The sequence below is a fragment of the Pantoea agglomerans NBRC 102470 genome, assembly GCF_001598475.1.
Classification (GTDB): Bacteria; Pseudomonadota; Gammaproteobacteria; order Enterobacterales; family Enterobacteriaceae; genus Pantoea; species Pantoea agglomerans.
This window is the reverse complement of the sequence record NZ_BCZA01000002.1, coordinates 206,803-232,349: the sequence shown is the minus strand read 5'-3', so window position 1 is coordinate 232,349 and position 25,547 is coordinate 206,803. Positions and strand designations below refer to the sequence as shown.

Genomic DNA, 25,547 nt, shown 5'->3' with positions numbered 1-25,547 from the left:
CCGATAAATACACACGAATCGCCAACCAATGAGGTGTTTATGTTTAGTCGAGTACGAGTCGTCTCCGGCCTGCTGTGTGTGCTGGCGCTGTTTGCGCTGCTGCAGCTGTTTTCCGGCGGAATGTTTTTCAAAACTGTCAGTTCAGATAAAGAGAATTTTGCCTACAACCAGCGCCTGAATACTCTGCAACAGGCGATGGGCACCTCATGGGTTTCGCTGGTTCAGGCGCGCAACACCCTTAACCGCGCCGGTATCCGTTTTCTGCAGGATGCACAGATGTCGGGCTCGGGTGCCAGCGTGAAAGAGCTGGTCGCCCTGGCGGGCGAGGAGCTGAAGCAGGCTGAAGTCAGCTATCAGATATTCAACGATAACCTGTCAGAAGAAGGCAAAACGGCCGAAAACGTCCGGGCGTTACAGGCGAACTACAAGGCCTATCACGATGCGCTGGCGGAGCTGATGGTCTTCTTCACCGCCGGCAATTTCAAAGGTTTTGTAGATCAGCCGACCCAGAGCTACCAGGACAAGTTCCAGAAAGATTACAGCGAGTGGCTTGAGCACAATAAAGCGCTGTCTCAGCAGGGTGTGGAAGCCAACCAGCACGCGTATACCCGCTCCATCACTATCGTTATCGCCACGCTGGCAGTGACCTTGCTGATGATTATCCTGGTGTGGAACGTGATGCGCTCGGTGCTGATCCGTCCGCTGCGTCAGAGCATTGAGCATATCCAGCACATCGCACGGGGCGACTTGACCCAGCCGGTTGAGATTAGCGTGCGTAACGAAATCGGGGAGTTACTGACTTCGCTGCAGCACATGCAGCAGGAGCTGGTCCGTACCGTGCGTACCGTACGAGACGGCTCTGATGCCATCTATACCGGTGCCAGCGAAATCTCCATCGGCAATAACGATCTCTCTTCGCGTACCGAACAGCAGGCCGCTTCGCTGGAGCAGACCGCTGCCAGCATGGAGCAGCTCACCGCGACCGTGAAGCAGAATGCCGAAAACGCCCGTCAGGCGTCCAAGCTGGCGCTGACCGCCTCTGAAACCGCGCAGCAGGGCGGCAAAGTGGTGGATGGCGTGGTCACCACCATGAAAGAAATTGCGGGCAGTTCCAAGAAGATTGCCGATATCACCAGTGTGATTGATGGCATCGCCTTCCAGACCAACATCCTGGCGCTGAATGCGGCCGTTGAAGCGGCGCGTGCCGGTGAACAGGGTCGCGGTTTTGCGGTCGTTGCCGGTGAAGTGCGCAGCCTGGCGCAGCGCAGCGCCCAGGCCGCCAAAGAGATTAAAGGTCTGATTGAAGATTCGGTTAGCCGCGTTAATACCGGCTCGGTGCTGGTAGAGAGCGCCGGTGACACCATGAGCAACATCGTCAGCGCGGTCACCCGCGTCACGGACATCATGGGTGAGATCGCATCAGCGTCAGACGAGCAGAGCCGTGGCATTGACCAGGTGGGCCTTGCCGTGACCGAGATGGATCGCGTCACCCAGCAGAACGCCTCACTGGTCGAAGAGTCAGCGGCAGCGGCTGCAGCGCTCGAAGATCAGGCAAGTCACTTAAAACAAGCGGTATCAGTGTTCAATATTGGTAAAGAATTTGTCGCTCAGGCCGTTAACAAGACAACGGCGATGAAAACTCTCCAGTCAGATGCACCGTTAGCCGTTGGTCGTTCGCCTGCTACCCGCAGCGACGACAACTGGGAAACCTTTTAAACGCCCGTGGCCCGGCCGCTATTGAGCCGCCGGGCATCGCAGCAGACAAATAATGTATTGAGTTCGGGCCAGGTGCAGAGATGAAAAAATCGACAATTTTAGATCAAAATGAGACGACAACGCTGCTGTCGCAAATGGTGCAGCGTTTACCGCTCTCCGATACGCATTTTCGTCGTATCAGCCAGCTGATCTATCAGCGTGCCGGTATCGTACTGGCCGATCACAAGCGCGAGATGGTTTACAACCGTCTGGTTCGTCGCCTGCGTACGCTGAATATCGATGATTTCGGTCGCTACCTGGCGCTGCTGGAGTCCGATCCGAACAGTGCCGAGTGGCAGGCGTTTATCAATGCCCTGACCACCAACCTGACCGCGTTCTTCCGCGAAGCGCATCACTTCCCGATTCTTGCGGAGCATGCACGTAAGCGACAGGGCAACTTCAGCGTCTGGAGTACCGCAGCGTCAACCGGCGAAGAGCCTTACTCCATCGCCATGACGCTGGCGGAAGCGCTGGGCACCGGACCGGGCAAGTTCCAGGTTCATGCCAGCGATATCGACACCCAGGTGCTGGAAAAAGCGGTGGCGGGTGTTTATCGCCAGGAGGAGCTGCGTACGCTGTCACCCGCGCAAATGCAGCGCTACTTCCTGCGCGGCACCGGTCCTCATGCCGGTATGGTGCGGGCGCGTCCCGAGCTGACCAATATGGTCACTTACGCGCAGCTTAACCTGCTGGCCAATGACTGGGCGCTGCCGGGTCAGTTCGACGCTATTTTCTGTCGCAACGTGATGATCTATTTCGATAAAGAGACGCAGGAGAAGATTCTGCGTCGGTTTGTCCCGCTCCTGAAGCCGGGCGGCATTCTGTTCGCCGGGCACTCAGAAAACTTCAGTCAGATCAGTAAAGAGTTCTGGCTGCGCGGGCAAACCGTCTATGGACTGACGAAGGAAAGATGATGAGCAAAATCACCGTGATGTGCGTAGATGACTCTGCGCTGATGCGGCAGTTGATGACTGAAATCATCAACAGCCATCCGGATATGGAGATGGTCGCTACGGCGCCCGATCCGCTGGTCGCCCGCGATTTGATTAAGCAGTTCAATCCGCAGGTGCTGACGCTGGATGTGGAAATGCCGCGCATGGATGGCCTCGATTTCCTGGAAAAACTGATGCGGTTACGGCCAATGCCGGTGGTGATGGTTTCATCGCTGACCGGGAAAGGCTCTGAAATTACCCTGCGCGCGCTGGAGCTGGGAGCGGTGGATTTCGTCACCAAGCCACAGCTCGGTATTCGCGAAGGAATGCTGTCTTACAGCCAGATGATTGGCGACAAAATTCGTGCAGCCTCCCGTGCCCGACTGCACAACCGTGCAGCGATGCCGGTGCCGGCGACGCTGAAAGCGGGCCCGCTGCTGAGTAGTGAGAAGCTGATTGCGATTGGCTCCTCAACCGGGGGTACCGAGGCGATTCGCCATGTGCTGCAGCCGTTACCGGCGACCAGCCCGGCACTGCTGATTACCCAGCATATGCCGCCAGGCTTTACCCGCTCTTTTGCCGAGCGTCTGAACAAGTTGTGTCAGATCACGGTGAAAGAAGCTGAAGATGGTGAGCGTATTCTGCCAGGCCATGCCTACATCGCGCCAGGCGCAATGCACATGGAGCTGGCCCGAAGTGGCGCCAACTATGTGGTGAAACTGAATGAAGGGCCACCGGTTAACCGGCACAAACCCTCTGTGGATGTGCTGTTTAAATCGGTGGCAACTTACGCCGGACGAAATGCGGTGGGGGTCATCCTCACCGGCATGGGCAACGACGGTGCCGCCGGGATGCTGGAAATGCATCGGGCAGGCGCCTGGACTATCGCCCAGAACGAAGCCAGCTGTGTGGTATTTGGCATGCCGCGTGAGGCCATTGCCACAGGCGGCGTGAGCGAAGTCGTGGATTTAAGCAACATCAGCCAGCACATGCTGGCGAAAATTAGCGCCGGACAGGCATTGCGTATTTAACAGGCCCGTCCCGCCGGGCGAGACAACTCAGGAGTAGATATGGCTGATAAAAACATGCGCTTTTTGGTAGTAGACGACTTCAATACGATGCGTCGTATTGTGCGTAACCTGCTGAAAGAGCTGGGCTTCAATAACGTAGAAGAAGCGGAAGATGGTGTGGACGCCCTCGGCAAACTGAAAGCGGGTGGTTTCGACTTCGTGATTTCCGACTGGAACATGCCAAACATGGATGGCCTGCAGCTGCTGCAGACCATTCGTGCCGACGCGGCAATGAGTTCGCTGCCGGTGTTGATGGTGACCGCGGAAGCGAAGAAAGAGAACATTATCGCCGCCGCCCAGGCCGGTGCCAGCGGATATGTCGTGAAGCCATTCACTGCGGCAACCCTGGAAGAAAAGCTGGGTAAAATTTTCGAAAAACTGGGCATGTAAGGGGATGTGATGAGCGACTTTCCGAAACCAACTGAGGATGCCGCGGCACACGACATCATTTCACGTATTGGCTCTCTGACGCGCATGCTGCGCGACAGCCTGCGCGAGCTGGGGCTGGATAAAGCCATAGCCGATGCGGCTGAAGCCATTCCTGATGCCCGCGACCGTCTGGATTATGTTGTGCAGATGACGGCGCAGGCCGCTGACCGTGCGCTGAACTGTGTTGAAGCAGCACAACCCCATCAGGATAAGATGGAAGCCGGGGCAACCCAGCTGAAAGGGCGTTGGGATGAGTGGTTTGAGAACCCGATTGAACTGGGTGATGCGCGGGAGTTGGTGACGGATACGCGCGCATTCCTCACCGCCGTGCCAGAGCATACCGCCTTTACCAACAAGCAGCTGCTTGAAATCATGATGGCGCAGGATTTCCAGGACCTGACCGGTCAGGTGATCAAGCGCATGATGGATGTGATCCAGGAAATTGAGCGCCAGCTGTTAATGGTGCTGCTGGAGAATATGCCAGAAGTCAGCGCTGAGAAGCGTCAGGAAGGCACCAGCCTGCTGAACGGTCCGCAGATTCACGCCGATGCACCGGGCGTGGTGGCGAACCAGGATCAGGTTGATGACCTGCTGGACAGCTTAGGGTTCTAGGTTTCGTCCGCCTGCGGGCGGGCAAAACAGCTGCAGGTTATAATAAACAGGGTCACCTTCGGGTGGCCCCGTTCCGCATTGTCAGACCCATCCCCGAAAGAACGCCTGTTTTCTTCATCTTATCTCCGCTTTAACTTAAGCCAGATTTGGCATCCTATGCTCAGAATTCCTGCCAACCGAGGTTTGTCGTGGCTGAAGATAGCGACGAAGACAAAACAGAATCGCCCACGGCCCACCGACTTGAGAAAGCGCGTGAAGAGGGCCAGATTCCGCGTTCGCGCGAACTGACATCCGTACTGATGCTGCTGGCCGGCATCATGATCCTGTGGATGGGCGGCAACATGATGGCGCACCGGCTGGCGGCGATGGTCGCCACCGGACTCCGTTTTGATCACGGCATGGTCAGAGATGACAAAATTATCGTCAGCCACATCGGCAGCCTGATCACGCAGGCACTGATGGCGCTGCTGCCATTGATGGGCGGTCTGGTGCTGGTGGCAATCGCCGCGCCCATGCTGCTGGGCGGTATCGTTTTCAGCGGTAAATCGATCAAGTTCGACCTGAAGAAGATGAGCCCGATGGCTGGGTTCAAGCGAATGTTTGCGGCGCAGGCCTGGACCGAACTGTTTAAAGGCATCCTCAAGACTATTCTGGTTGGCTCGGTGGGCTGGTGGTACATCTGGAGCCACTGGCCCGAGATGCTGCGGCTGATCAGCGAAGCGCCCGTCACCGCGCTGATTCACGGCATGGAGATGATCGCAGTCTGCTGTTCGCTGGTGATGCTGGGGCTGATCCCGATGGTCGGATATGACGTCTTCTGGCAGCTGCACAGCCACTTTAAAAAGCTGAAAATGTCGATGCAGGAGATCCGCGACGAGCATAAGCAGCAGGAAGGTGACCCGCACGTTAAAGGGCGCATCCGGCAGCAGATGCGCGCCGCAGCGCGACGCCGAATGATGGCGGATGTGCCGAAAGCCGATGTCATCGTCACCAACCCGACGCACTACTCGGTGGCACTGCAGTACAACGAGAAGAAGATGAGTGCGCCGAAAGTGGTGGCGAAAGGCGCAGGTGAGATCGCCCTGAGAATTCGTGAACTGGCTGCCGAACACCGCATCCCGGTTCTGGAAGCACCGCCGCTGGCGCGTGCGTTATACCGACATACTGAAATTGGTCAGCACATTCCCGGCGCGCTCTATGCCGCCGTGGCCGAGGTGCTGGCGTGGGTCTGGCAGTCGCGTCGCTGGAAGCGCGAAGGCGGCCTGATCCCAACCAAACCAAAAAACCTGCCGGTTCCGGCAGAGATGGACTTTGCAGGAGAGAGCAAAAACGATGGCTAATAACCTGGCCGCAAAACTACGTTTACCGGGCAACTTTAAAGATATGCAGTGGCAGGTGCTGGCCGGGCCGGTACTGATCCTGATGATCCTGTCGATGATGGTTCTGCCATTACCGCCGTTCATCCTCGATCTGCTGTTCACCTTTAACATTGCGCTGTCGATCATGATCCTGCTGGTGGCGATGTTCACCCAGCGGACCCTGGAGTTTGCGGCGTTCCCGACCATTCTGCTGTTCTCTACCTTGCTGCGTCTGGCGCTGAACGTGGCTTCAACCCGTATCATCCTGATGGAAGGGCATACGGGTGCCGCCGCGGCAGGACAGGTGGTTGAAGCGTTCGGTCACTTCCTGGTGGGCGGTAACTTCGCCATCGGTATCGTGGTGTTTATCATCCTCGTCATCATCAACTTTATGGTTATCACCAAAGGTGCTGGCCGTATCGCCGAAGTGGGCGCGCGCTTTGTGCTGGACGGGATGCCCGGTAAGCAGATGGCGATCGATGCCGACCTCAACGCCGGTCTGATCGGTGAAGATGACGCCAAACGCCGCCGTGCCGAAGTGACCCAGGAAGCGGACTTCTACGGTTCGATGGACGGTGCCAGTAAGTTCGTTCGTGGTGATGCCGTCGCCGGTATTATGATCATGGTGATCAACGTCATCGGCGGCCTGCTGGTGGGCGTGGTGCAGCACGGTATGGATGTGGGTCATGCCGCAGAGACCTATACCCTGCTGACCATCGGTGATGGTCTGGTCGCGCAGATCCCGGCGCTGGTTATCTCTACCGCAGCCGGTGTTATCGTGACGCGTGTTGCCACCGATCAGGATGTCGGCGAGCAGATGGTCACCCAGCTGTTCAAAGATCCGCGCGTGCTGATGCTGAGCGCCGGCGTGATTGGTCTGCTGGGTCTGGTGCCGGGCATGCCGAACTTCGTCTTCCTGCTGTTCACCGCCGCCTTACTGGGTCTGGCCTGGTGGCTGCGCGGCCGCGAAATGCAGCCGAAGAAGAAAGTGGAAGTCACGGGCGGCATCGCCAAAACGGCGGACACGCCAGCCGCCACTGAAGCGTCGTGGACCGATGTGCAGCTGGAAGATACGCTGGGCATGGAAGTGGGCTATCGCCTGATTCCGATGGTCGATCATCAGCAAAACGGTGAGCTGCTGGGACGTATCCGCAGTATCCGTAAGAAAGTCGCTCAGGATGTCGGTTTCCTGCCGCCGGTAGTGCATATCCGCGACAACATGGAGCTGCCACCGGCACGCTATCGCATCCTGATGAAAGGGGTGGAGATTGGCAGCGGTGATGCCTATCCTGGCCGCTGGATGGCGATTAACCCGGGCACGGCTGCCGGAAGTCTGCCAGGCGAAGCGACCGTTGATCCTGCCTTTGGACTGGCGGCGGTCTGGATTGATAGCGCGCTGAAAGAGCAGGCACAGATTCAGGGCTTTACCGTGGTTGAAGCCAGTACCGTGGTCGCAACCCACCTTAACCATCTGATTGGCCAGTTCGCCAGCGAGCTGTTTGGCCGTCAGGAAGCGCAGCAGTTGCTGGATCGTGTGACTCAGGAGATGCCGAAGCTGACCGAAGATCTGGTACCGGGAGTGATCTCGCTGACCACCCTGCACAAGGTGCTGCAGAACCTGCTGGTGGAGCGGGTGTCGATTCGCGATATGCGCACCATTATCGAAACGCTGGCGGAACACGCGCCGGTACAGAGCGATCCGCAGGAGCTGACCAGCGTGGTGCGTGTGGCGCTGGGCCGTGCGATTACTCAGCAGTGGTTCCCGGGTAATGACGAAGTGCAGGTTATCGGGCTCGATTCCACGCTGGAGCGTCTGCTGTTACAGGCGTTGCAGGGCGGTGGCGGACTGGAGCCGGGTCTGGCCGATCGGCTGTTAAGTCAGGCACAGGCGGCATTGCAGCGTCAGGAGATGCTGGGCGCGCCGCCGGTGCTGCTGGTCAATCATCCGCTGCGTGCGCTGCTGGCGCGTTTCCTGCGCCGCAATCTGCCACAGCTGGTGGTGCTCTCTAATCTGGAGCTGAGCGACAACCGTCAGATCCGCATGACTGCCACCATCGGAGGCAAATAATGCGCTGGCTGGTGATGGCATTTCTGATGTTGCCACTGATGGCGCAGGCGGCCGGTGGTGCCTGGAGCGCCACGGCCAATGGGCCGCTGCTGGCGAACCGCGGCAGCTGGCAACGGGCGCAGCCGCTGACGCCGCCCGCCGACATTGGCGGGGAGGTCAGCGTCGTTAACTGGCGTTACCAGCTGAGCAGACCGGCCCCGTCCGGCCTGCAGGTGCGCTTGTGCGGCGAACAGCGCTGCACTTCCCTGGAGGGGGCCAGCGGCACCACGCGCGGGCTGGCACATCTGAGCGCCAGTGAGACCCTGCATATGGTGTTTGGTTTCGCCGGAAGCGGGGCGCTGCCACCCGGATTACGGGTGGTGAGCAGTGAAGTGATGGTCAATTACGAGTAAGGATATCGTTGCTGAATTGACTGAAGGCGAGCCAGAGATCGCCTCCTGGCTCCCTTGTTACGTGATGACCCTGGCTGTAAACCGATGCTAACCCTGACCCAGCGGCTGACAGATAATTGACCCGTTTCAAATCCCGTCATGACCAGTGCGTTATAAAGCTTTTCACGCCAGCTGATTCTCTTTCTGCACCAGAAAATCCTTCAACGGTGTTACGCGACTGATCTCCTCCTGTGCCCTGGCATCATGCATCACTTCCCAGATATCGACACTGTTTTGCAGATTAAGCCAGAACTCAACGCTGGTTTCGAAGGCTGCAGCCAGCCTGAAAGCCATATCCGGCGTCAGCTTCCGGTTATTGTTGACCAGGGCGCTGACGGTGTTGCGGTGCACTTTTAGCATCTCCGCTAAGTCGAGAATCTTCAGGCCGGTTGGCTCCAGATATTCGTAAAGTAATACGTCACCGACAGTGGTCGGTTTGCGGGTCGCCTGGTTCATAGTCTTGCTCTCTTTATTACTGACAGAGGTTGATGTGTTACATGCTGTCTTACAGCGCCTGATGCAGCCAGGCTCAGTTTTCATCGCTTGTGCGTTTTATAGCTATGAGCATCCAGATAAAGGTCAACGGCCTTACCTTCTATCCATTTAAAGATCAGCCGATATTGCTCATTGACCCTGATTGAAGCATATCCCTTGAGAGGCGGGTTTAGTTCCTCATAACGATTGCCTGGCGGCGACTTTAAATCCTTATAGCTAATCGCCGCATTGATGATGTCGAGCTTTCGCGCCAGCGCTGATGAGAGGCTTGACGGTATTCTTTTGGAAAATTTGCCATATAAAAAATAATCCTTAAGCCAGTCATCCCTGAAACTTTCAATATTCCTTAACGTCGCCACCTCATTACCTCCCTGTATCACACTGAAAACAATTTAACGCACCGATGCACAGTGCTCAAGTGCGTAGTTTGTATTCAGGCGTTCACTCCCTTCATTCCCTCCTCAGAGTAGCGACCGCCTTTAACTTCAATCTGCTGATGCACAGCGTTCAGCAACCCGATATCTTCCTCTTCCAGCTCGATATCTGCGGCCTGCGCGTTTTCAGTAAGGTAAGCGATCTGTTTGGTGCCCGGTATCGGCACAATTTTGTCATACTGGGCCAGTAGCCAGGCCAGCGCAATCTGCCCGGTGGTGGCGTGATATTTCTCAGCCAGTGGCGTCACCGCGTTAAGAAGCTGGAGATTGTGATCGATATTTTCCTGCCGGAAACGGTCATTATTTTTGCGGAAATCACCCTCGGCAAAATCGCTGTTTTTACGGTATTTACCCGTCAGGAATCCTCTGCCCAGCGGCGAATAGGGCACCAGTCCGATACCGAGCTTTTTCACCATAGGGAGAATCTCCTCTTCGATGTCACGCGTCCAGAGTGAATACTCCGTTTGCAGCGCGGCCAGCGGATGGATCGCCTGCGCCCGATTCAACGTTGAAGCCGACGCTTCACACAGCCCGATCCGGGCAATCTTTCCCTCCTGCACCAGACGGCTGAGACACTGCATGCTCTCCTCAATCGGTGTCGCCGGACTGATCCGGTGCAGATAAAAGAGATCGATACGCTCCACGCCCAGCCGTTTCAGTGATGCATGGCAGCAGCGGGTAATGTAGTCCGGCTGGTTGTTGATGGTGCGGGCATAGGCCTCGTCAGCAGGACGTTCAATGCCACATTTGGTGGCCACGGTGAACTTCAGCCGTTCGGCCCGATTGAGCCCGGCAAGAAACTGACCTATCAACTGCTCGTTGTGACCGCGACCGTAAAGATCGGCGGTATCGATAAAGGTGATATCCAGATCGCGCAGCTTATTGAGCAGTTGCAGGGAATGACAGTCATCGGTCTGACCATAAAATTCGCTGAGCCCCATCGCGCCATAGCCGATTGCGCTGACGTCCAGACCCTGAGTTAACGTTCGCTTTTTCATTGTCGCTCCTCGTATGTGAGACGCGATTGTTTCACTCCGCGTGAAAGCAATGAATTGCTCTTTCCGTCATGCAAAAAAGGTATCAGGCGAATGAAAGGGCTTCAGACATCCATCCGGCGTGTCGACACAGTAAGCTCTCAGCAACAGGCTGAGCGGGGATTAACAAGGAAGAAGAGTGTGGTGGTGCTTCGCTCTGTTTCAGCGGCGCGGCATCATGCGGACTTTATCGCATTCCCGGGATGAGAGAGTTCTCTCAGCGCATTAAGAACCGCCTCATTTTTTTCATCGGCGCGAATCGCCGCGTAAACATCTATCGCCAGCTGCTGTGCCGCATCTTCTGTCAGCGGGCGGTAACAGAGACCTGCCTGATTAAAAGTGCATTTTGACTGCGGCATCAGGGCGAATCCTTTTCCTCTGGCGATGTGTGACAGCATCAGCAGGGAATCGTCCGGCTCTCTCACCCGTTTCAGCGAGACGCTGAGCGTGGCGAAGTAGCGCTCGCATTTATCGTAAAACAGCGGATTGGCGCTGCGGGCAAACCAGAACAGCGGCAGATCGGCCAGCGCTTCCAGCGAGACCCGTTCCGCCACACTGGCAGGATGCGCCGACGGTATGGCTATCAGCAGCGGCTCACGGTAAACCCAGGCGTACTTAATGGTCTCTTCCGTATCCGACCCCTTTTCTCCGGTGAGTATTAAATCCAGACTGTTTTTGGCCAGGCTTTGCAAAAGCTGAGGGGAGGTCAGGCGGGGCATTTCCATTTCATCGCTGGCATGAAAAGCGGCGAGCTGCCGGTTAAGTGGCGAAATCAGTTCAAAGTTCAGCGTGCGGGTCAGCCCGATGCGTAGCCGTGCCGCGGCGGGCTGCGCATCCTGCTTCAGGGCATTCAGCGCAGTCAGGATCGCTTCCGCCTTCGCGACCAGCGCACGGCCAGAATCGGTGAGCGTTACCTCATGGGTCGTGCGGCTGAACAGCGAGTGGCCCAGCAGATCTTCCAGACTCTGAATCTGACGAGTAAGCGGCGGTTGCGTCATGCTGAGACGCTCTGCTGCCCGGCGAAAATTCAGCTCGTGCGCAACGGCCAGAAAGCACTGCAACTGTTTTATGGTGGGAAGGTGGCTGCTGATGAGGTGCGCGGCTACAGACATAACACCATCCTGCTGCGAAGATTTGGGGGATCAGAGCGGATATACGAATTCAGCAACGGAGAGGGAAACCCCTCTCCGTTTCAGAGATTACATGCGCTCGACGGTGTCGATACCCAGCGTATCCAGACCCTGCTTCAGCGTCTTCGCGGTCAGCGCGGCCAGCTGCAGTCGGCTCAGACGGGTTGTGTCTGATTCTGCGGTGAGAATCGGGCAGTGCTCGTAGAATCCGGAGAACAGACCAGCCAGATCGTAGAGATAGGCACACATCACGTGTGGTGTGCCGTCACGAGCGACCTGCGTAATGACCTCTTCGAACTGCAGCAGACGGGTGGCCAGCTGCGCTTCACGCTCTTCGCTGATCACAATCTCCGCATCCAGCGAATCGGCATCAATGCCCGCCTTGCGGAACACGGAGAGTACGCGGGTATAGGCATACTGCATGTAAGGCGCGGTATTGCCTTCGAACGCCAGCATGTTGTCCCAGTCGAAAATGTAATCGGTGGTACGGCTTTTTGACAGGTCGGCATATTTCACCGCGCTGATGCCAACCACTTCCGCCAGCGTTTTCACTTCCGCTTCGCTCATCTCCGGGTTCTTCTCACGCACCAGCGTGTAGGCACGCTGATAGGCTTCATCCAGCAGATCGGAGAGCTTGATGGTGCCGCCGCTGCGGGTTTTGAACGGACGGCCATCTTTGCCCAGCATCATGCCGAATGCATGGTGCTCCAGCGGAACAGATTCCGGCACATAACCCGCTTTACGGACGATAGTCCAGGCCTGAACCAGATGCTGATGCTGACGTGAGTCGATGTAATAGAGTACACGATCGGCTTTCAGCGTTTCGTAACGATATTTCGCACAGGCGATATCGGTGGTGGTGTAAAGGTAGCCGCCATCCTTTTTCTGGATGATGACGCCCATCGGTTCACCCTCTTTGTTCTGGAATTCATCCAGGAACACCACGGTCGCACCTTCACTCTCTACCGCTAAGCCTTTCTGTTTCAGATCGGAGACGATACCAGGCAGCATATCGTTATAGAGACTTTCACCCATAACATCATTGCGCGTCAGCGTGACGTTCATGCGGTCATAGATTTTCTGGTTCTGACTCATGGTGATGTCGACCAGCTTCTTCCACATCTGGCGGCAATAGTCATCGCCGCCCTGTAATTTCACCACATAACTGCGCGCGCGCTCGGCAAACTCAGGATCTTCATCATAAGTGCGCTTGGCTTCACGGTAGAAGCCTTCGAGATCGGCCAGCGCCATCTCTGCATGATCTTCATTCTGCTGCTTTTCCAGGAACGCGATCAGCATACCGAACTGCGTTCCCCAGTCGCCAACGTGGTTCGCTCGGATCACTTGATGGCCGAGAAACTCCAGCGTGCGCACCGCCGCATCACCAATGATGGTGGAGCGGACGTGGCCCACATGCATCTCTTTCGCAACGTTAGGCGCGGAGTAGTCGACGACGATAGTCTGGGGTTCGGCCAGCTGCACGCCAAGACGCGGCAGACGCAGCGCTTCCCGGGCATGGCTGGCCAGCCAGTTGTGGTCAAGGAAGATATTGATGAAGCCCGGCCCGGCAATTTCGACTTTGCTGGCGATGCCGGTCAGGTCGAGGTGCTGAATCACCGTTTCCGCTAATTGTCGCGGTGCCTGTCCCAGCTTTTTTGCCACGGCCATAATGCCGTTGGCCTGATAGTCTCCAAACTGAACCCGGGCGGATTGACGAACCTGGGGTTCGCAATCGGCGGGTGCGCCGGCTAAAACCATTGCCTGACTGACTTTTGCGGAAAGAAGTGCCTGAATATTCACCGAGTTACCTTCATGTGCTGAGCAACGCCCGGACCAGAAAGCCGGGCTGTCATCATCTTGCCTGAGCGCATCGCGTCACGGAGAGGCAGAAACGGATGGGGCAGACAAAACGGAAAAAAATGAGGGGAAAAGTATACGTGAAATGTCAGTGGGCGTCAGCAGTTGGATGAAGCGGGGAAACAGAGCTGAATAAGATGTTTCCCTGAAGCATTAACGACGTCGCAGATGACGGCGTGGGTTCTTTACGCTTTTATCTTCACGCACCTTCCAATGGCGGGAGATTGCAAATCCCATCAGTGCGATCAGGACAGCGACAACGATGAGCATAGACATAGAGCCATTCCTTTTGGTTGTGTTAGGTCAAATTTATAGGAAGGCGGGGTGGGCTGCAATTGTTTGCCAGGTAAATGAGAGTTATCTTATTGTATTAAAGAAGTTGATAATAATCATATAGTTAACATGCTTTCATCAAGGAACTCATGGTCCTAAACAGGAGATAAATCCGAAATGAAAGATGTTATTATAAGGATTAGCGTTAAATTTCGGGCCAAATAAGATGAATCTTATCATTATGTGATGCTCAGCATGCGGCGTGCCAAAAGCCAGGCGGGTTATAAATGCTAAACAAATTGAGAGGAACTGGGGTAGTGACGAGAACTTTTCCGGCAGAATTGGATGATTTAAAGACAGATTTAGGACGTTTTGAAGAATCGTTGCAAAGTTTTGCGCAGCGGCTCGGTTTGCGTCTTACCGATCTGGAAGTGGACCATATCGCGGTGCGTTGCCATCAGGACACGACGGCGATGCGCTGGCAGCAAGGTTTGCAGCAGATTGGCACGCAGTTTTCGGCGGCGATGATCAACGGCAGGCAGATTTGCCTGTTTAAACTCCATGACCCGCTGATTGTCGCAGGCAGGCAGATTGATGTGGTTGAACTGCCATGGCCGGGTGAAAAGCGTTATCGCCATGAAGGCTGGGAGCATATTGAGGTGGTGTTACGGGGCGATCATCAGACGCTGGGCGTGCGTGCGATGGCCTTGCTGTCAGATGAGGCGCTGACGCAGCCGGGTATTTCATTTAAAACCAGTTCACCGCAGGGCGAGAATGAGCGCCTGCCCAATCCGACCCTGGCGGTAACGGATGGGCAGACGACAATCAAGTTCCATCCGTGGCGACTGGAGGAGATTGTCGCCAGCGAGCAGAACTAAAGGCGGGCGGCTAACGCACGCTTCAGGCGCGCAACGGCTTCGTCGAGCAGCGCGCGGGTACAGCCGAAATTGAGCCGGACAAACTGGTCATTGCCAAACTCACGTCCGGCGGTTAAGCCCAGCCCGTGCTTTTCAAAATAGAGCGCCGGGCTGGCCATACCCAGCGCGCTGGCGTCGATCCAGGCCAGGTAGGTCGCTTCCGGTGAGGCGAGTGACAGGCCGGTCATCTTATTGACCTGCGACACCAGCCAGTCACGGTTACTGCGCAGATAGGCATTCTGCGCATTCAGCCAGGGCTCACCCTCGCGCCATGCCGCTGCTGCTGCCGTGAGTGCCAGAATATCAACATCTGGCACAATGCCGCGTCGTACCCGGTTGAATTGCGCGCGCAGCCCGGCGTTGGGGATGATGGCGATGGAAGCCCCCAGACCAGCAATATTAAAGGACTTTGAGGGTGACATCAGCGTCACGCTACGCTGGGCTGCATCTTCGCTCAGTGAAGCAAAGGGTATGTGCTTAACGCCGGGTTCCAGCAGCAGATCGCTGTGGATCTCGTCGGAACAGACAATCAAATCGTGCTTCTGCGCAAATTCCAGCTGCGCCTGCAGTTCCTCGCGGCGATAGACGGTGCCGCCCGGATTCTGCGGGTTGCACAGCATTAACAGCCGCGCTTTATCGTCCAGCTGACCTTCCGGCGCAGCCAGATCCAGCAGCCAGCGTCCCTCTTGCAGCGTCAGTGGCAGCGTGATCTGACCGCGCTCTGCCAGTTTTGCTGCACCGCGAAACGGCGGATAGATGGGTGTTGGCGCAATCGTCAGCTCATCAGGCGCGGTGAAAGCGCGCACTGCCAGATTCAGACCGCTTACGACACCCGGCAAAACCACAATCCATTCCGGATTAACGTGCCACTGATAGCGCGAGGCGAGCCAGGCTATCGCACTATCGATAAATTCAACTGGCGTGTCGCCATAGCCGAAAATCCCATGTTCGGCACGGGTTTTAATCGCATCGATGACGCAGTCAGGCGATCGGAAATCGGTGTCTGCCACCCACAACGGCAGAATGTCCTGGTCCGCATATTTGTTCCATTTAAGGCTATCGCTGTGACGACGGTCTATCCGTTGGTCGAAATTGAATGCCATAGTTAACTTTCCCGGTAAACTCATTCCAGCAGCCAGACTAACTGATGAATCTGCCTTGAACCAGAGTCATGTAAAGGAGAAGAGAATGACCACACTGGAAATTTGCTGCTATGGCGTGGATTGCGCTGTGACCGCACAACAGGCGGGTGCCGATCGGGTTGAACTTTGTGCCGCACCGCGTGAAGGCGGCCTGACCCCATCAGCGGGGATGCTGAATGCCGCCCGGCAAGACGTTTCGATTCCGGTTCATCCTATTGTCCGGCCACGTGGTGGCGATTTTTGTTATACCGCATGCGAATTTGAAGCGATGAAATCGGATGTGGCGTTAATCCGTGAACTCGGTTTTCCTGGCCTGGTGATTGGGATGCTGGATGAAGATGCTCACATTCATCATGGTCAGATGCGGCAGATTATGGCGCTGTGTGACGGCCTGGCCGTAACCTTTCATCGCGCCTTCGATCTCTGTCACAGCCCTAAGCGTGCGCTGGAAGAACTAACGGATTTGGGAGTGGCGCGTATTCTGACATCCGGTCAGCAGCAGAGCGCTGAAAACGGAATTGCATTACTCAGGGAACTAAATGAGGCCAGCACCGGTCCTATTATTATGGCGGGTGCCGGGGTACGTCTCAGCAACCTGCAAAAGTTTCTCGACATGGGGATTGATGAAGTTCACAGCTCGGCCAGCCGCCTGGTGGCGTCGCCGATGCGCTACCGCAAAGCGGGGGTCTCCATGTGTTCAGAAGCCGAGACTGACGAGTTCAGCCGCTACTGTGTAGACGGCGATGTGGTTGAGGCGATGAAAAGCGTGATGCAGATGAGCACCGTTCGGGTCGCCTGAACCACAACAGATTTTGCCGCGCAGCACGCCGATCATTGACGTGGTGTTTGCAAGTACCAAACCCCAGTATCCTTGCTGGGGTTCTTTTTGTGTAAAACACACTCCATCCCGGTTAAATTGTTTTGCGCTTCTCTGGCATGTTATTGATGTCAGAGGGATCTGAAATCTGGCTGCAGCGAAGTTATCACTCTTTCGCCTGGCTCGATAAAAATCACCTGCTCCTTATTAATCATTACATGTCATCCAGGACTTTCAGGCCCGGCAGCAACGTAATCACCCGCTTTATTCGTTATGCTGAAACCGTGTCGCCTCTCCGGTCCTTAAAACCTTAAAAGGCGATGCAGGCTGAAATCTTCACAGATTGCCGCTGTTCATCACCGCAGCGTTTACACTGAAAGCAACGTCGCCTGGAAAAGTATCCTATGAAACCCAATCCGATTGCTGTCCTGACTCTGATTCTGACTGCTCTCTGCAGTGGCAGCGCTGCGGCCAGCGCATGCAGCCCGAACAACGCTGCTGTGGCTAACAGCAATAACCTGATTTTGCTGGGCGGGAATGCGAAAGGCGCGGTAAAGCAGGTGGTTGCGGGTGAGTTTGGTAAAGATGTGAATTCGCAAAAGCGCGTACTGGGGCAGTTTGACGCCTGTGGCGATCTGACGGTTGCCGACGTCAGCTATGACAAAAGTGAGCGCAACGTGATTCTCAGCATGGAGCAACACATTGCCCGGGTGCAGGGGGGCTGGGTGGCGGAATATGCGTATCTGGTAAAAGTGCTGAAAGAGGGCAAAGAGGTGGTGGTCGATAACCGACAGGGGACGATTAACTGGCAGAAAGGTCAGCATGGCAACATTACCAGCGCCTCCGACAGGTTTACCAGTATGGGTAAAAGCGGCTTTACCGACACGACTTATCGCTATGATCGGCAGTTCCGGCTGGAGAAGAGCGTGGCACGCGGCAGCGATCCCCTGACCAACGGTGAAAATCATTACCACTGGAATCCGCAGGGTCTGGTGACCCGAACCACATCTGCCCGCAGCACCGACAGTTATACCTACGATCCCCAATGGCGTGAAGTGCGGCTCAACGGCACGGCGACCACACCGCTGAGCACCATCCGGTCAGTAGATGAGTGTCAGTCCTGGGATCAGGTGGGTAACTGTACCCTGAGTTATCTGCATGAGACCGAAATCTTCACTCGCGGCACTATTGAGCGCCATCTCAGTTCCGCCTATAAATATGAGTACTGGGACCAGCCAGCGGCGGCGGAGTAAAAGGCGATCGGATGATCGCCTGTCGTGTGACTATTTAACCGTCTGACTAAAGGCATCCAGCGCCAGCAGTGCGTTTGCAATATCTTCCGGTGAAAGGTTTGGATTAAGGTTTTTCAGCGTGTCGCCCTCACTGTTCGCCAGTGCACCCACTTTGACCAGATTCTCCCAGCTCTCATTTTCCAGATGCAGCTCCCGGAGCGTGGTCGGCATGTTGATCGAGCGATAGAAGCGGATATAGCGCGCAATGTCCTCATCCGGACGCTTCTCAAGCACCATCTGCGTCAGTGTGCCGTAGGCGACTTTCTCGCCATGGGTCAGATGGTGGATATCACCATCAATCGCGGTGAACCCATTATGAATAGCGTGCGCAGCTGCCAGCCCTCCGTTTTCAAAACCCAGCCCTGATAGCAGCGTATTCGCCTCAACCACCGCTTCCACGGCGGGCGTCACTCGTTTTTGGGTGACGGCAACATAGGCGCTGTAACCCCAGGTAAGCAGCGTTTCTTCGCAGGCACGGGCAATCGCCAGTCCGGCAATTGTCGGATCACCATTAACCATCGATTTTGAATGCGAACGCGCCACCGCCTGCGCTTCAACCCAGGTCGCCAGTCCATCGGCAATGCCGGAGGCAAAGAGTCGTGCTGGCGCACTGGCGCAGACGGCGGTGTCCACCAGCACCAAATCAGGATTTTTACTGTAGAAGCGATAGCTCTCAAATACGCCGCTGTCAGAATAGATGACCGACAGCGCGCTACAGGGGGCATCAGTGGAGGCGATCGTAGGCACGATGGCTACCGGCTGCTTCAGCTCATCCGCCACCGCTTTAACCGTATCCAGCGTTTTGCCGCCGCCCAGCCCGACAACCACGTTACAGCCCTGGTTTTTCGCCAGCTGGCTCAGGCGGGTGATCTCATTGCTCGACGCCTCGCCGTTGAACTGGTGCCAGTTGAAGGTAACGCCCGCCTTTTGCAGCGCCTGTTGCGCGCGTTCGCCGATCAATTTCCAGACGACATCATCCGCAACCAGGAAAGCGTTATCACCCAGTTCGGCCACGTAGGGGCCCAGCTCATCCAGCACGCCCGCGCCCTGCACATATTTACGGGGTGAAGAGAAGATAAATTTACTCATAATCACAGCTCCTTAATATGAAGTTAAACCGCCCTTAGCCTGGCACACGCTGACGAACAGGGAGAGTGTCCAGGGTGAGATAATTCTACGGGCCTGTTACGCTGGCAGGACACCCATACGCTGCTGACCGGCTGTTACCTCCAGGAAGAACGCTATGACCACCACGCTGTTTTCATTTCTGTTTGCCATCACCATACTGACGCTGACACCGGGCTTTGATACCGCGCTGGTGCTGCGCTCAGCAGTCGCTCAGGGCGCAAAGCGCGCCAGCGTGACGGCACTGGGTATCACGCTTGGTTGTCTGGTCTGGGGTGTCGCGGTGGGATTCGGATTAGGCGCGCTGCTGCTGGCCTCCGAAATGGCCTATAACCTGCTTAAGTGGCTGGGTGCCGCCTGGTTACTTTATCTGGGGCTGAAATTGTTGCTGAAACCCCGCCAGGCAGCAATCGACTCGCAACAACCGGCGCTGCAACAGGGCTATCTTGCCTGTTTCAGCCGCGGGCTGCTGGGCAATCTGCTAAACCCCAAAGTGGGCATCTTCTATGTGAGTTTTTTGCCACAGTTTATCCCGGCAGGGGCGTCGGTGGCGCTTTGGTGTAGTCTGATGGCGCTGGCACACATGCTGCTGGGGCTGATCTGGAATGCGGTACTGATTGGCGGCAGCCACTATTTCGCCGGTCATTTGCGCAAACCGCGGGTGCTGAAGGTGATGGATCGTCTGACCGGCTGCGTATTTATAGGATTTGCGGCGAAACTGGCATTGTCTCGCCGCTAGGGTATTACGGTTTGGTGGCGACCAGCACGGCGCGCAGAGGAGCCGGATAGCCCTCGACCGTTTTGCTGGGGTCATCGGGATCGAGGAATTCAGCCAGAGACTCGCTGGTCATCCAGTCGGTGCGGCGTTGCTCTTCAGTGGTAGTGAGGGCGAAATCGACAATCCGGACATCGACAAAGCCGCTTTTTTCCAGCCAGCTTTTCAGCGCTTCAGCTGACGGAATGAAGAAGACATTGCGCATCTGCGCATATCGCTCACCGGGCACCAGCACCTGATTCACATCGCCCTCAATCACCAGCGTCTCCAGCACCAGTTCGCCACCGCTGACCAGCTGATTCTTAAGCTGTAACAGGTGATCGAGCGGCGAACGGCGGTGATAGAGCACGCCCATCGAGAACACGGTATCGAACGCCTGCAATACCGGTAACTGCTCAATGCCCAGCGGCAGCATATGCGCCCGGCGATCGTCGTTCAGCAGCTTACGCACCGCTTCGAACTGCACCAGGAACAGCTGCATTGGATCGATGCCGACCACCAGATGGGCACCCGCGCCAATCATCCGCCACATGTGATAGCCACTGCCGCAGCCCACATCGAGCACTGTGCGGCCGGCCAGCGGAGAGATGTGCGGTAGCACGCGCTCCCACTTCCAGTCCGAACGCCATTCGGTGTTGATGTGGGTGCCATAAAGGAAATAGGGCCCCTTACGCCACGGCATCAGGTTGCGCAGTAATTTCTCAATACCCTGACGATGGCGATCGCTGATGTCATCGCGGTCGGCAGTAACGCTGTGCAACAGGTCAAGTTTTTGAGGCTCCAGCAGCGGCAGATACTCCAGCGACTTGTACCAGTCGCGGAAGTGCCCATGCAGGTTTTCACGCTGCCACTCGCTGATTTGCGCCGGTAACACTTCCAGCCACTTCGCCAGCGGTCCCACCGCAATTTGCTGATAAAAACGGCCAAAGTCGATCATTTCAACGCCACCAGAGATCCAAAATTAAAGCACTGGAACCAGAGTTCGGCGTGCGAGAAGCCGGCCTGTTTCAGACGGGCTTTATGAGCTTCAACGCTGTCAGTCAGCATCACATTTTCCAGCATGCTGCGTTTCTGGCTGATTTCCAGTTCGCTGTAGCCGTTGGCGCGCTTGAAGTCGTGATGCATGTTAAACAGCAGCTCACCGACTTCGGCATCTTCAAAACTGAATTTTTCTGATAGCACCAGCGCGCCGCCCGGTTTCAGTCCCTGCCAGATCTTTTCCAGCAGCGCCAGACGCGCAGGCGGTTCCAGAAACTGCAGCGTAAAGTTGAGTACCACCAGAGAGGCGTTCTCAATCTCAATGTCGCGGATATCCGCTTCCAGCACCGTTACCGGTGTGTCCGCGCGAAACGCATCAAGATGGCGACGACAGCGCTCCACCATCGCCGGGGAGTTATCCACTGCGATGATCTGGCAACCCGGCACCTGAATATTGCGGCGCACCGACAGGGTGGCCGCGCCCAGCGAGCAGCCCAGGTCATAAACCTTGCTGTCCGGGGTAACAAAACGTTCTGCCAGCATGCCAATCATCGAAATGATGTTGGAGTAGCCCGGCACCGAGCGCTGAATCATGTCAGGAAAGACTTCAGCTACACGCTCGTCAAAAGTCCAGTCGCCCAGTTTTGCAATGGGCGCTGAGAAGAGTTGATCGCGGTCAGACATATCGAAAATCCGAAGAGACGACGGAAAGGGCGCTATTCTCGCAGAAAGTGGGGCGGGCTGCACCCCTTAACCCAGGCCAGCTTAATGCAGCGTCAGCACCAGTTCCCACGGCATATAGATCAGGTTAAAAATCACCATGCCGCACAGGGAAAACAGCGTCAGCAGCATGCCATATTTGCGGCCTGCCATTGCGCTGCTGCGCAAACCCCAGGCGTGCAGCAGGCGACTGATAAAGAACAGCAGACCCGTGAGATGCACCATCCAGATATCGGCGCCGTTCATCTCCATCATTACCAGCAGAAACAGCGCCAGCGGAATGGTTTCGATGGCGTTGCCGTGAATGCGAATCGCCATTTTCAGGTCATGGTAGCCGCCATCGCCATACGCCACACGGTAGAATCGGCGATAGCGGACCACGTCCAGCGTGAATTTCATCACCAGTAATGCACCCATCACCACATATAACGCGCTAACCATTGCCACCCCTGCGACTGTCCATAATGCTTCTATTCTAACGGGCGTGCAGCCCGCTGTCCTGGGCAGGAATCAAAACAGTGACGTCTGCTGCGGCCAGTCTGGTCCGCTACCTATGCCGGGATCGATCTGCTGCAGCTGCGGCCAGAGCGCCTGCACCAGCGGAAAGACCTGGCCCATATCGGGCGTGTGCAGAAACAGCATGGCGTCGCCCTGTTGCTGCCAATCTGTCAGTTTGTCACGCCAGATCTGAAACAGCGGCACGCTCTCTTCCACACTGTCGCTGCCGATAAACCGCACCATCGGCTGCGAGCCGGTTCGCAATGCATGAGGCGGCACCCGGGGTTTTTGCGCGCGGGCCACCAGCGCGGCCGGACTTTGCGAGGTAGAGGCGTGAACCGGACGGCTGTCGAGCATCACGCGATTGATGCCGCGCGCCAGCAGGCCGCGATTCAGCGCCCGTTCAGCATCCCCTTTAGCGAAGAAAGCGGGATGGCGGACTTCGACGCCATAGTGAAAACGGCGCGGCAGGCTGTCGAGAAAGCGCCACAGGTCGTCGAGCTGCGTCGGAGAGAAGCTGGCAGGCAGTTGCAGCCAGTACTGACCGATACGATCGGCCAGCGGCTCCATCAGGCGCAGGAAATCGGTCAGCAGGTCGTCGTTGTGCTGCAGCGCCGCCTGATGGCTGATGGTATTGGGAAATTTAAAGCAGAAGCGAAACGCATCGTGCGTCATATCGCGCCAGCGCATCACCGTTTCCGGATTCGGCAGCGCATAGAGCGTGGTATTTCCCTCTACACAATGGAAATAGCGGGCATAGTCCGCCAGGCTTTCGATGCCCCAGCGTTTCCAGTGTGAATGCTGCCACTGGGGCAGGCCAATACGAAGTGTCACGCGCGCTCCTGGCTGCAGATTAAGATACCCCATTATCCGCTATGGTCAGGCTGGGGGGCAAATGCACACAGGAAATCGGCGCTTTGGCGCGGATCTGCTTATCCTGTCTGGCTTTTTCCATTATAATGACCGCCATTTTTGCGACAGCATCGCAACAGGTAACGCGGCCGGATGCTGTCAGATGCAGCGGCGAAGTTAAAAGGATAGTGTTATGCGTACAGAATATTGCGGACAGCTCAATCTGTCTCATGTGGGTCAGCAAGTCACGCTTTGCGGCTGGGTAAACCGCCGTCGCGATCTGGGCAGTTTGATTTTTATCGATATGCGCGACCGTGAAGGCATCGTGCAGGTGTTTTTTGATCCCGATCGCCAGGACGCATTTAAGCTGGCTTCTGAACTGCGTAACGAATTCTGTATCCAGATCACCGGTACCGTGCGTGCGCGTGATGAGAAGAACAAAAACAGCGACATGGCGACCGGTGAAGTGGAAGTGTTTGCCCAGGCACTGACTATTATTAACCGCTCTGAGCCACTGCCGCTGGACTCGAATCAGACCAACAGCGAAGAAGCGCGCCTGAAGTACCGCTATCTGGATCTGCGCCGCCCTGAGATGGTGACGCGTCTGAAAACCCGCGCAAAAATCACCAGCTTCGTTCGTCGCTTTATGGATGACGAAGGTTTCCTGGATATCGAAACCCCGATGCTGACCAAAGCGACGCCGGAAGGCGCGCGTGACTACCTGGTGCCAAGCCGGGTACATAAAGGCAAATTCTATGCGCTGCCGCAGTCACCTCAGCTGTTCAAACAGCTGCTGATGATGTCCGGTTTTGACCGCTACTATCAGATCGTTAAATGCTTCCGCGACGAAGATTTACGTGCCGATCGTCAGCCAGAATTTACCCAGATCGACGTGGAAACCTCCTTTATGACCGCGCCACAGGTGCGTGAAATCATGGAGCGTTTAATCCGCAATCTGTGGCAGGACGTGCAGGGCGTTGATCTCGGTGAGTTCCCGCAGATGACCTTTGCGGAAGCGATGCATCGCTACGGTTCTGATAAACCGGATCTGCGTAACCCGATGGAGCTGGTGGACGTCGGCGACCTGCTGAAAAACGTGGAGTTCCAGGTCTTCTCTGGCCCGGCTAACGATGAAAAGGGCCGTGTTGCCGCGCTGCGCGTGCCGACCGGTGCACAGCTGAGCCGTAAGCAGATTGATGAATATGGCAAGTTCGTGGAGATTTACGGCGCCAAAGGTCTGGCGTGGATGAAGGTTAACGTCCGTGCTGACGGCCTGGAAGGCGTGCAGAGCCCGGTTGCCAAATTCCTGAATGCGGAGATCGTGGAAGGCATTCTGAGCCGCACCGGCGCTCAGGATGGCGACATTATCTTCTTTGGTGCCGATCGCGCCAAAGTGGTCGCGGATGCACTGGGTGCGCTGCGCCTGAAAGTGGGCCGCGAGCTGAACATCACTGATGAGAAAGCCTGGGCACCGCTGTGGGTGATCGACTTCCCGATGTTCGAAGAGGACGAAGAGGGCGGTCTGGCTGCGATGCACCATCCGTTCACGGCGCCAAAAGAGATGAGCGCAGAAGAGCTGGCCGCCGATCCAACCCGTGCCGTGGCGAATGCCTACGACATGGTGATCAACGGTTATGAAGTGGGCGGCGGTTCAGTGCGTATCCACAACGGCAAAATGCAGCAGACGGTGTTCAGCATTCTGGGTATCGAAGAGCATGAGCAGCGTGAGAAGTTTGGCTTCCTGCTGGATGCGCTGAAGTTCGGTACGCCACCGCATGCGGGCCTGGCCTTTGGTCTGGATCGTCTGACCATGCTGCTGACCGGCACCGATAACATTCGTGACGTCATTGCGTTCCCGAAAACCACGGCGGCCGCCTGCATGATGACCGAAGCGCCAAGCGAAGCTAATCCGGCTTCCCTGCTGGAGCTCGGCATTCAGGTCGTTAAAAAAGAAAAGCCTGAGAATAAATAATGGGCTATAAACACCCGGTTTCAGTGCTGGTCGTCATTTCGGCGCGCGATACTGGCCGGGTGTTGATGCTGCAGCGGCGTGACGATCCCACGTTCTGGCAGTCGGTCACCGGCAGCCTGGAGGCGGGAGAGTCACCGCTGGCGACCGCGTGTCGTGAAGTGAATGAGGAAATCGGCATCGACGTGCTGGCCGAGCGGCTGGAGGTGGAGGATTGTCAGCGTCAGATCGACTTTGAAATCTTTCCCCATTTCCGCCATCGCTACGCCCCTGATGTCACTCATAATCACGAGCACTGGTTTCGCCTGCAACTGCCGACGGAGCGCGATGTGATGCTCACCGAGCATCTGGCGTTTCGCTGGATGGCACCCGCTGACGCTGCAGCATTAACCCGATCATGGAGTAACCGCCAGGCAATTGAAGAATTTATCTGAATGCTCGCCATCGCCCGGTATTCCGGCGGCGGATAGATTAAATTTTATGAATCTGGTGAGTTTTAACAGGACTTCACCAACATATTGAACAGTCAGGCGTAATCGGCACCGTGAGGTTGTTCACCGCCCGCGCGACGTCGTCAGCGTACG

General features: G+C 56.3%; 26 protein-coding genes. 14 read left to right on the top strand and 12 right to left on the bottom strand.

Going from position 1 to position 25,547, the window contains the following annotated elements; all coding sequences use genetic code 11:
• Positions 1 to 39 precede the first annotated feature (39 nt).
• The 8 genes from PAG01S_RS04685 (at position 40) to flhE (ending at position 8,616) form a co-directional block, all read left to right on the top strand.
• Positions 40 to 1,716, top strand: coding sequence for a methyl-accepting chemotaxis protein (locus PAG01S_RS04685; protein WP_010258548.1), 1,677 nt, complete (start codon positions 40 to 42; stop codon positions 1,714 to 1,716).
• Positions 1,717 to 1,796: 80 nt separating this feature from the next.
• A complete protein-coding gene (gene cheR / locus PAG01S_RS04680) occupies positions 1,797 to 2,669 on the top strand; it encodes a protein-glutamate O-methyltransferase CheR (RefSeq protein WP_010258551.1) in 873 nt (290 codons plus the stop codon).
• Positions 2,669 to 3,718, top strand: a complete 1,050-nt coding sequence (locus tag PAG01S_RS04675; RefSeq protein WP_010258555.1) for a protein-glutamate methylesterase/protein-glutamine glutaminase — start codon at positions 2,669 to 2,671, stop codon at positions 3,716 to 3,718. The genes cheR and PAG01S_RS04675 overlap by 1 nt, the downstream gene beginning before the upstream one ends.
• A 39-nt stretch (positions 3,719 to 3,757) precedes the next feature.
• Positions 3,758 to 4,147: a chemotaxis response regulator CheY gene (gene cheY / locus PAG01S_RS04670; RefSeq protein ID WP_010258559.1), complete on the top strand. Its 390-nt coding sequence runs from the start codon at positions 3,758 to 3,760 to the stop codon at positions 4,145 to 4,147.
• Positions 4,148 to 4,156: 9 nt separating this feature from the next.
• Positions 4,157 to 4,798 carry a protein phosphatase CheZ gene (gene cheZ, locus PAG01S_RS04665; protein ID WP_003849160.1) on the top strand — a complete coding sequence of 214 codons (642 nt, stop codon included), beginning with the start codon at positions 4,157 to 4,159 and terminating at the stop codon, positions 4,796 to 4,798.
• Between the two features lie 188 nt (positions 4,799 to 4,986).
• Positions 4,987 to 6,138 (top strand): flagellar biosynthesis protein FlhB, encoded by a 1,152-nt coding sequence (gene flhB / locus PAG01S_RS04660; protein ID WP_010258565.1) that lies wholly within the window; start codon positions 4,987 to 4,989, stop codon positions 6,136 to 6,138.
• Positions 6,131 to 8,224 carry a flagellar biosynthesis protein FlhA gene (gene flhA / locus PAG01S_RS04655; RefSeq protein ID WP_010258569.1) on the top strand — a complete coding sequence of 698 codons (2,094 nt, stop codon included), beginning with the start codon at positions 6,131 to 6,133 and terminating at the stop codon, positions 8,222 to 8,224. Before flhB ends, flhA begins: the two co-directional genes overlap by 8 nt.
• Positions 8,224 to 8,616 carry a flagellar protein FlhE gene (gene flhE / locus PAG01S_RS04650; protein ID WP_062757847.1) on the top strand — a complete coding sequence of 131 codons (393 nt, stop codon included), beginning with the start codon at positions 8,224 to 8,226 and terminating at the stop codon, positions 8,614 to 8,616. Before flhA ends, flhE begins: the two co-directional genes overlap by 1 nt.
• A 162-nt stretch (positions 8,617 to 8,778) precedes the next feature.
• On the opposite strand, the gene PAG01S_RS04645 is transcribed toward flhE, so the two are convergent.
• The 6 genes from PAG01S_RS04645 to PAG01S_RS22560 all read right to left on the bottom strand — a co-directional run bounded on the left by PAG01S_RS04645 (position 8,779) and on the right by PAG01S_RS22560 (position 13,881).
• Positions 8,779 to 9,111 (bottom strand): HigA family addiction module antitoxin, encoded by a 333-nt coding sequence (locus PAG01S_RS04645; protein WP_010258577.1) that lies wholly within the window; start codon positions 9,109 to 9,111, stop codon positions 8,779 to 8,781.
• Positions 9,112 to 9,191: 80 nt separating this feature from the next.
• Positions 9,192 to 9,509, bottom strand: coding sequence for a type II toxin-antitoxin system RelE/ParE family toxin (locus PAG01S_RS04640; RefSeq protein ID WP_010670815.1), 318 nt, complete (start codon positions 9,507 to 9,509; stop codon positions 9,192 to 9,194).
• A 74-nt stretch (positions 9,510 to 9,583) separates the two neighbouring features.
• Positions 9,584 to 10,582 carry an aldo/keto reductase gene (locus PAG01S_RS04635; RefSeq protein ID WP_062757846.1) on the bottom strand — a complete coding sequence of 333 codons (999 nt, stop codon included), beginning with the start codon at positions 10,580 to 10,582 and terminating at the stop codon, positions 9,584 to 9,586.
• Between the two features lie 212 nt (positions 10,583 to 10,794).
• On the bottom strand, positions 10,795 to 11,730 hold the full coding sequence (locus PAG01S_RS04630; RefSeq protein ID WP_062757844.1) for a LysR family transcriptional regulator: 936 nt from the start codon (positions 11,728 to 11,730) through the stop codon (positions 10,795 to 10,797).
• An 87-nt stretch (positions 11,731 to 11,817) separates the two neighbouring features.
• Positions 11,818 to 13,548: an arginine--tRNA ligase gene (gene argS / locus PAG01S_RS04625; protein ID WP_062757842.1), complete on the bottom strand. Its 1,731-nt coding sequence runs from the start codon at positions 13,546 to 13,548 to the stop codon at positions 11,818 to 11,820.
• Positions 13,549 to 13,758: 210 nt separating this feature from the next.
• Entirely contained in the window at positions 13,759 to 13,881 is a 123-nt protein-coding gene (locus PAG01S_RS22560) for a hypothetical protein (protein WP_009089698.1), read from the bottom strand.
• Between the two features lie 314 nt (positions 13,882 to 14,195).
• Here PAG01S_RS22560 and PAG01S_RS04620 point away from each other — a divergent pair, with 314 nt between their 5' ends.
• Complete coding sequence (locus tag PAG01S_RS04620) at positions 14,196 to 14,756, top strand: VOC family protein (RefSeq protein ID WP_061703859.1); 561 nt, start codon at positions 14,196 to 14,198, stop codon at positions 14,754 to 14,756.
• Here PAG01S_RS04620 and PAG01S_RS04615 read toward each other — a convergent pair.
• Positions 14,753 to 15,898 carry a MalY/PatB family protein gene (locus PAG01S_RS04615; protein WP_060680394.1) on the bottom strand — a complete coding sequence of 382 codons (1,146 nt, stop codon included), beginning with the start codon at positions 15,896 to 15,898 and terminating at the stop codon, positions 14,753 to 14,755. The two genes, PAG01S_RS04620 and PAG01S_RS04615, sit on opposite strands and share 4 nt — an antisense overlap.
• Positions 15,899 to 15,983: 85 nt before the next feature.
• Here PAG01S_RS04615 and cutC point away from each other — a divergent pair, with 85 nt between their 5' ends.
• Both cutC and PAG01S_RS04605 read left to right on the top strand, forming a co-directional pair.
• Entirely contained in the window at positions 15,984 to 16,736 is a 753-nt protein-coding gene (gene cutC / locus PAG01S_RS04610; protein WP_062757840.1) for a copper homeostasis protein CutC, read from the top strand.
• Between the two features lie 422 nt (positions 16,737 to 17,158).
• The gene (locus PAG01S_RS04605; RefSeq protein ID WP_010258604.1) at positions 17,159 to 18,007 is read left to right on the top strand and encodes a hypothetical protein; all 849 of its coding nucleotides are present in this window, start codon (positions 17,159 to 17,161) and stop codon (positions 18,005 to 18,007) included.
• Between the two features lie 30 nt (positions 18,008 to 18,037).
• Here the strand turns inward: PAG01S_RS04605 and PAG01S_RS04600 are convergent, their stop codons facing one another.
• Entirely contained in the window at positions 18,038 to 19,135 is a 1,098-nt protein-coding gene (locus tag PAG01S_RS04600; protein WP_010258605.1) for a glycerol dehydrogenase, read from the bottom strand.
• Positions 19,136 to 19,289: 154 nt separating this feature from the next.
• On the opposite strand from PAG01S_RS04600, the gene PAG01S_RS04595 reads away from it, so the two are divergent.
• A complete protein-coding gene (locus tag PAG01S_RS04595; RefSeq protein ID WP_033757930.1) occupies positions 19,290 to 19,910 on the top strand; it encodes a LysE family translocator in 621 nt (206 codons plus the stop codon).
• Positions 19,911 to 19,914: 4 nt separating this feature from the next.
• On the opposite strand, the gene cmoB is transcribed toward PAG01S_RS04595, so the two are convergent.
• From cmoB to PAG01S_RS04575, 4 genes are all read right to left on the bottom strand, one after another.
• Positions 19,915 to 20,883: a tRNA 5-methoxyuridine(34)/uridine 5-oxyacetic acid(34) synthase CmoB gene (gene cmoB / locus PAG01S_RS04590; RefSeq protein WP_010258611.1), complete on the bottom strand. Its 969-nt coding sequence runs from the start codon at positions 20,881 to 20,883 to the stop codon at positions 19,915 to 19,917.
• On the bottom strand, positions 20,880 to 21,608 hold the full coding sequence (cmoA, locus tag PAG01S_RS04585) for a carboxy-S-adenosyl-L-methionine synthase CmoA (RefSeq protein WP_010258614.1): 729 nt from the start codon (positions 21,606 to 21,608) through the stop codon (positions 20,880 to 20,882). The genes cmoB and cmoA overlap by 4 nt, the downstream gene beginning before the upstream one ends.
• 81 nt (positions 21,609 to 21,689) lie before the next feature.
• Positions 21,690 to 22,085, bottom strand: a complete 396-nt coding sequence (locus PAG01S_RS04580; protein WP_010258617.1) for an MAPEG family protein — start codon at positions 22,083 to 22,085, stop codon at positions 21,690 to 21,692.
• 69 nt (positions 22,086 to 22,154) lie between these two features.
• Positions 22,155 to 22,976: a DUF72 domain-containing protein gene (locus PAG01S_RS04575; RefSeq protein WP_062757838.1), complete on the bottom strand. Its 822-nt coding sequence runs from the start codon at positions 22,974 to 22,976 to the stop codon at positions 22,155 to 22,157.
• A 211-nt stretch (positions 22,977 to 23,187) separates the two neighbouring features.
• Here PAG01S_RS04575 and aspS point away from each other — a divergent pair, with 211 nt between their 5' ends.
• Together aspS and nudB are read left to right on the top strand one after the other, a co-directional pair.
• Positions 23,188 to 24,966, top strand: coding sequence for an aspartate--tRNA ligase (aspS, locus tag PAG01S_RS04570; protein ID WP_010258624.1), 1,779 nt, complete (start codon positions 23,188 to 23,190; stop codon positions 24,964 to 24,966).
• Entirely contained in the window at positions 24,966 to 25,397 is a 432-nt protein-coding gene (nudB, locus tag PAG01S_RS04565; RefSeq protein ID WP_033769243.1) for a dihydroneopterin triphosphate diphosphatase, read from the top strand. The genes aspS and nudB overlap by 1 nt, the downstream gene beginning before the upstream one ends.
• Positions 25,398 to 25,547 lie beyond the last annotated feature (150 nt).

Excerpts from the sequence above, each read along its gene's own strand:
- PAG01S_RS04600 (WP_010258605.1), bottom strand. The coding sequence starts at position 19,135 with ATGAGTAAATTTATCTTCTCTTCACCCCGTAAATATGTGCAGGGCGCG.
- cheR (WP_010258551.1), top strand. The coding sequence starts at position 1,797 with ATGAAAAAATCGACAATTTTAGATCAAAATGAGACGACAACGCTGCTG.
- PAG01S_RS04675 (WP_010258555.1), top strand. The coding sequence starts at position 2,669 with ATGAGCAAAATCACCGTGATGTGCGTAGATGACTCTGCGCTGATGCGG.
- PAG01S_RS04645 (WP_010258577.1), bottom strand. The coding sequence starts at position 9,111 with ATGAACCAGGCGACCCGCAAACCGACCACTGTCGGTGACGTATTACTT.
- PAG01S_RS04630 (WP_062757844.1), bottom strand. The coding sequence starts at position 11,730 with ATGTCTGTAGCCGCGCACCTCATCAGCAGCCACCTTCCCACCATAAAA.
- cmoB (WP_010258611.1), bottom strand. The coding sequence starts at position 20,883 with ATGATCGACTTTGGCCGTTTTTATCAGCAAATTGCGGTGGGACCGCTG.
- PAG01S_RS04615 (WP_060680394.1), bottom strand. The coding sequence starts at position 15,898 with ATGGCATTCAATTTCGACCAACGGATAGACCGTCGTCACAGCGATAGC.
- PAG01S_RS04605 (WP_010258604.1), top strand. The coding sequence starts at position 17,159 with ATGAAACCCAATCCGATTGCTGTCCTGACTCTGATTCTGACTGCTCTC.
- flhE (WP_062757847.1), top strand. The coding sequence starts at position 8,224 with ATGCGCTGGCTGGTGATGGCATTTCTGATGTTGCCACTGATGGCGCAG.
- flhA (WP_010258569.1), top strand. The coding sequence starts at position 6,131 with ATGGCTAATAACCTGGCCGCAAAACTACGTTTACCGGGCAACTTTAAA.
- cutC (WP_062757840.1), top strand. The coding sequence starts at position 15,984 with ATGACCACACTGGAAATTTGCTGCTATGGCGTGGATTGCGCTGTGACC.
- PAG01S_RS04685 (WP_010258548.1), top strand. The coding sequence starts at position 40 with ATGTTTAGTCGAGTACGAGTCGTCTCCGGCCTGCTGTGTGTGCTGGCG.
- PAG01S_RS04580 (WP_010258617.1), bottom strand. The coding sequence starts at position 22,085 with ATGGTTAGCGCGTTATATGTGGTGATGGGTGCATTACTGGTGATGAAA.
- PAG01S_RS04635 (WP_062757846.1), bottom strand. The coding sequence starts at position 10,582 with ATGAAAAAGCGAACGTTAACTCAGGGTCTGGACGTCAGCGCAATCGGC.
- PAG01S_RS22560 (WP_009089698.1), bottom strand. The coding sequence starts at position 13,881 with ATGTCTATGCTCATCGTTGTCGCTGTCCTGATCGCACTGATGGGATTT.
- aspS (WP_010258624.1), top strand. The coding sequence starts at position 23,188 with ATGCGTACAGAATATTGCGGACAGCTCAATCTGTCTCATGTGGGTCAG.
- cheY (WP_010258559.1), top strand. The coding sequence starts at position 3,758 with ATGGCTGATAAAAACATGCGCTTTTTGGTAGTAGACGACTTCAATACG.
- cheZ (WP_003849160.1), top strand. The coding sequence starts at position 4,157 with ATGAGCGACTTTCCGAAACCAACTGAGGATGCCGCGGCACACGACATC.
- PAG01S_RS04595 (WP_033757930.1), top strand. The coding sequence starts at position 19,290 with ATGACCACCACGCTGTTTTCATTTCTGTTTGCCATCACCATACTGACG.
- cmoA (WP_010258614.1), bottom strand. The coding sequence starts at position 21,608 with ATGTCTGACCGCGATCAACTCTTCTCAGCGCCCATTGCAAAACTGGGC.
- nudB (WP_033769243.1), top strand. The coding sequence starts at position 24,966 with ATGGGCTATAAACACCCGGTTTCAGTGCTGGTCGTCATTTCGGCGCGC.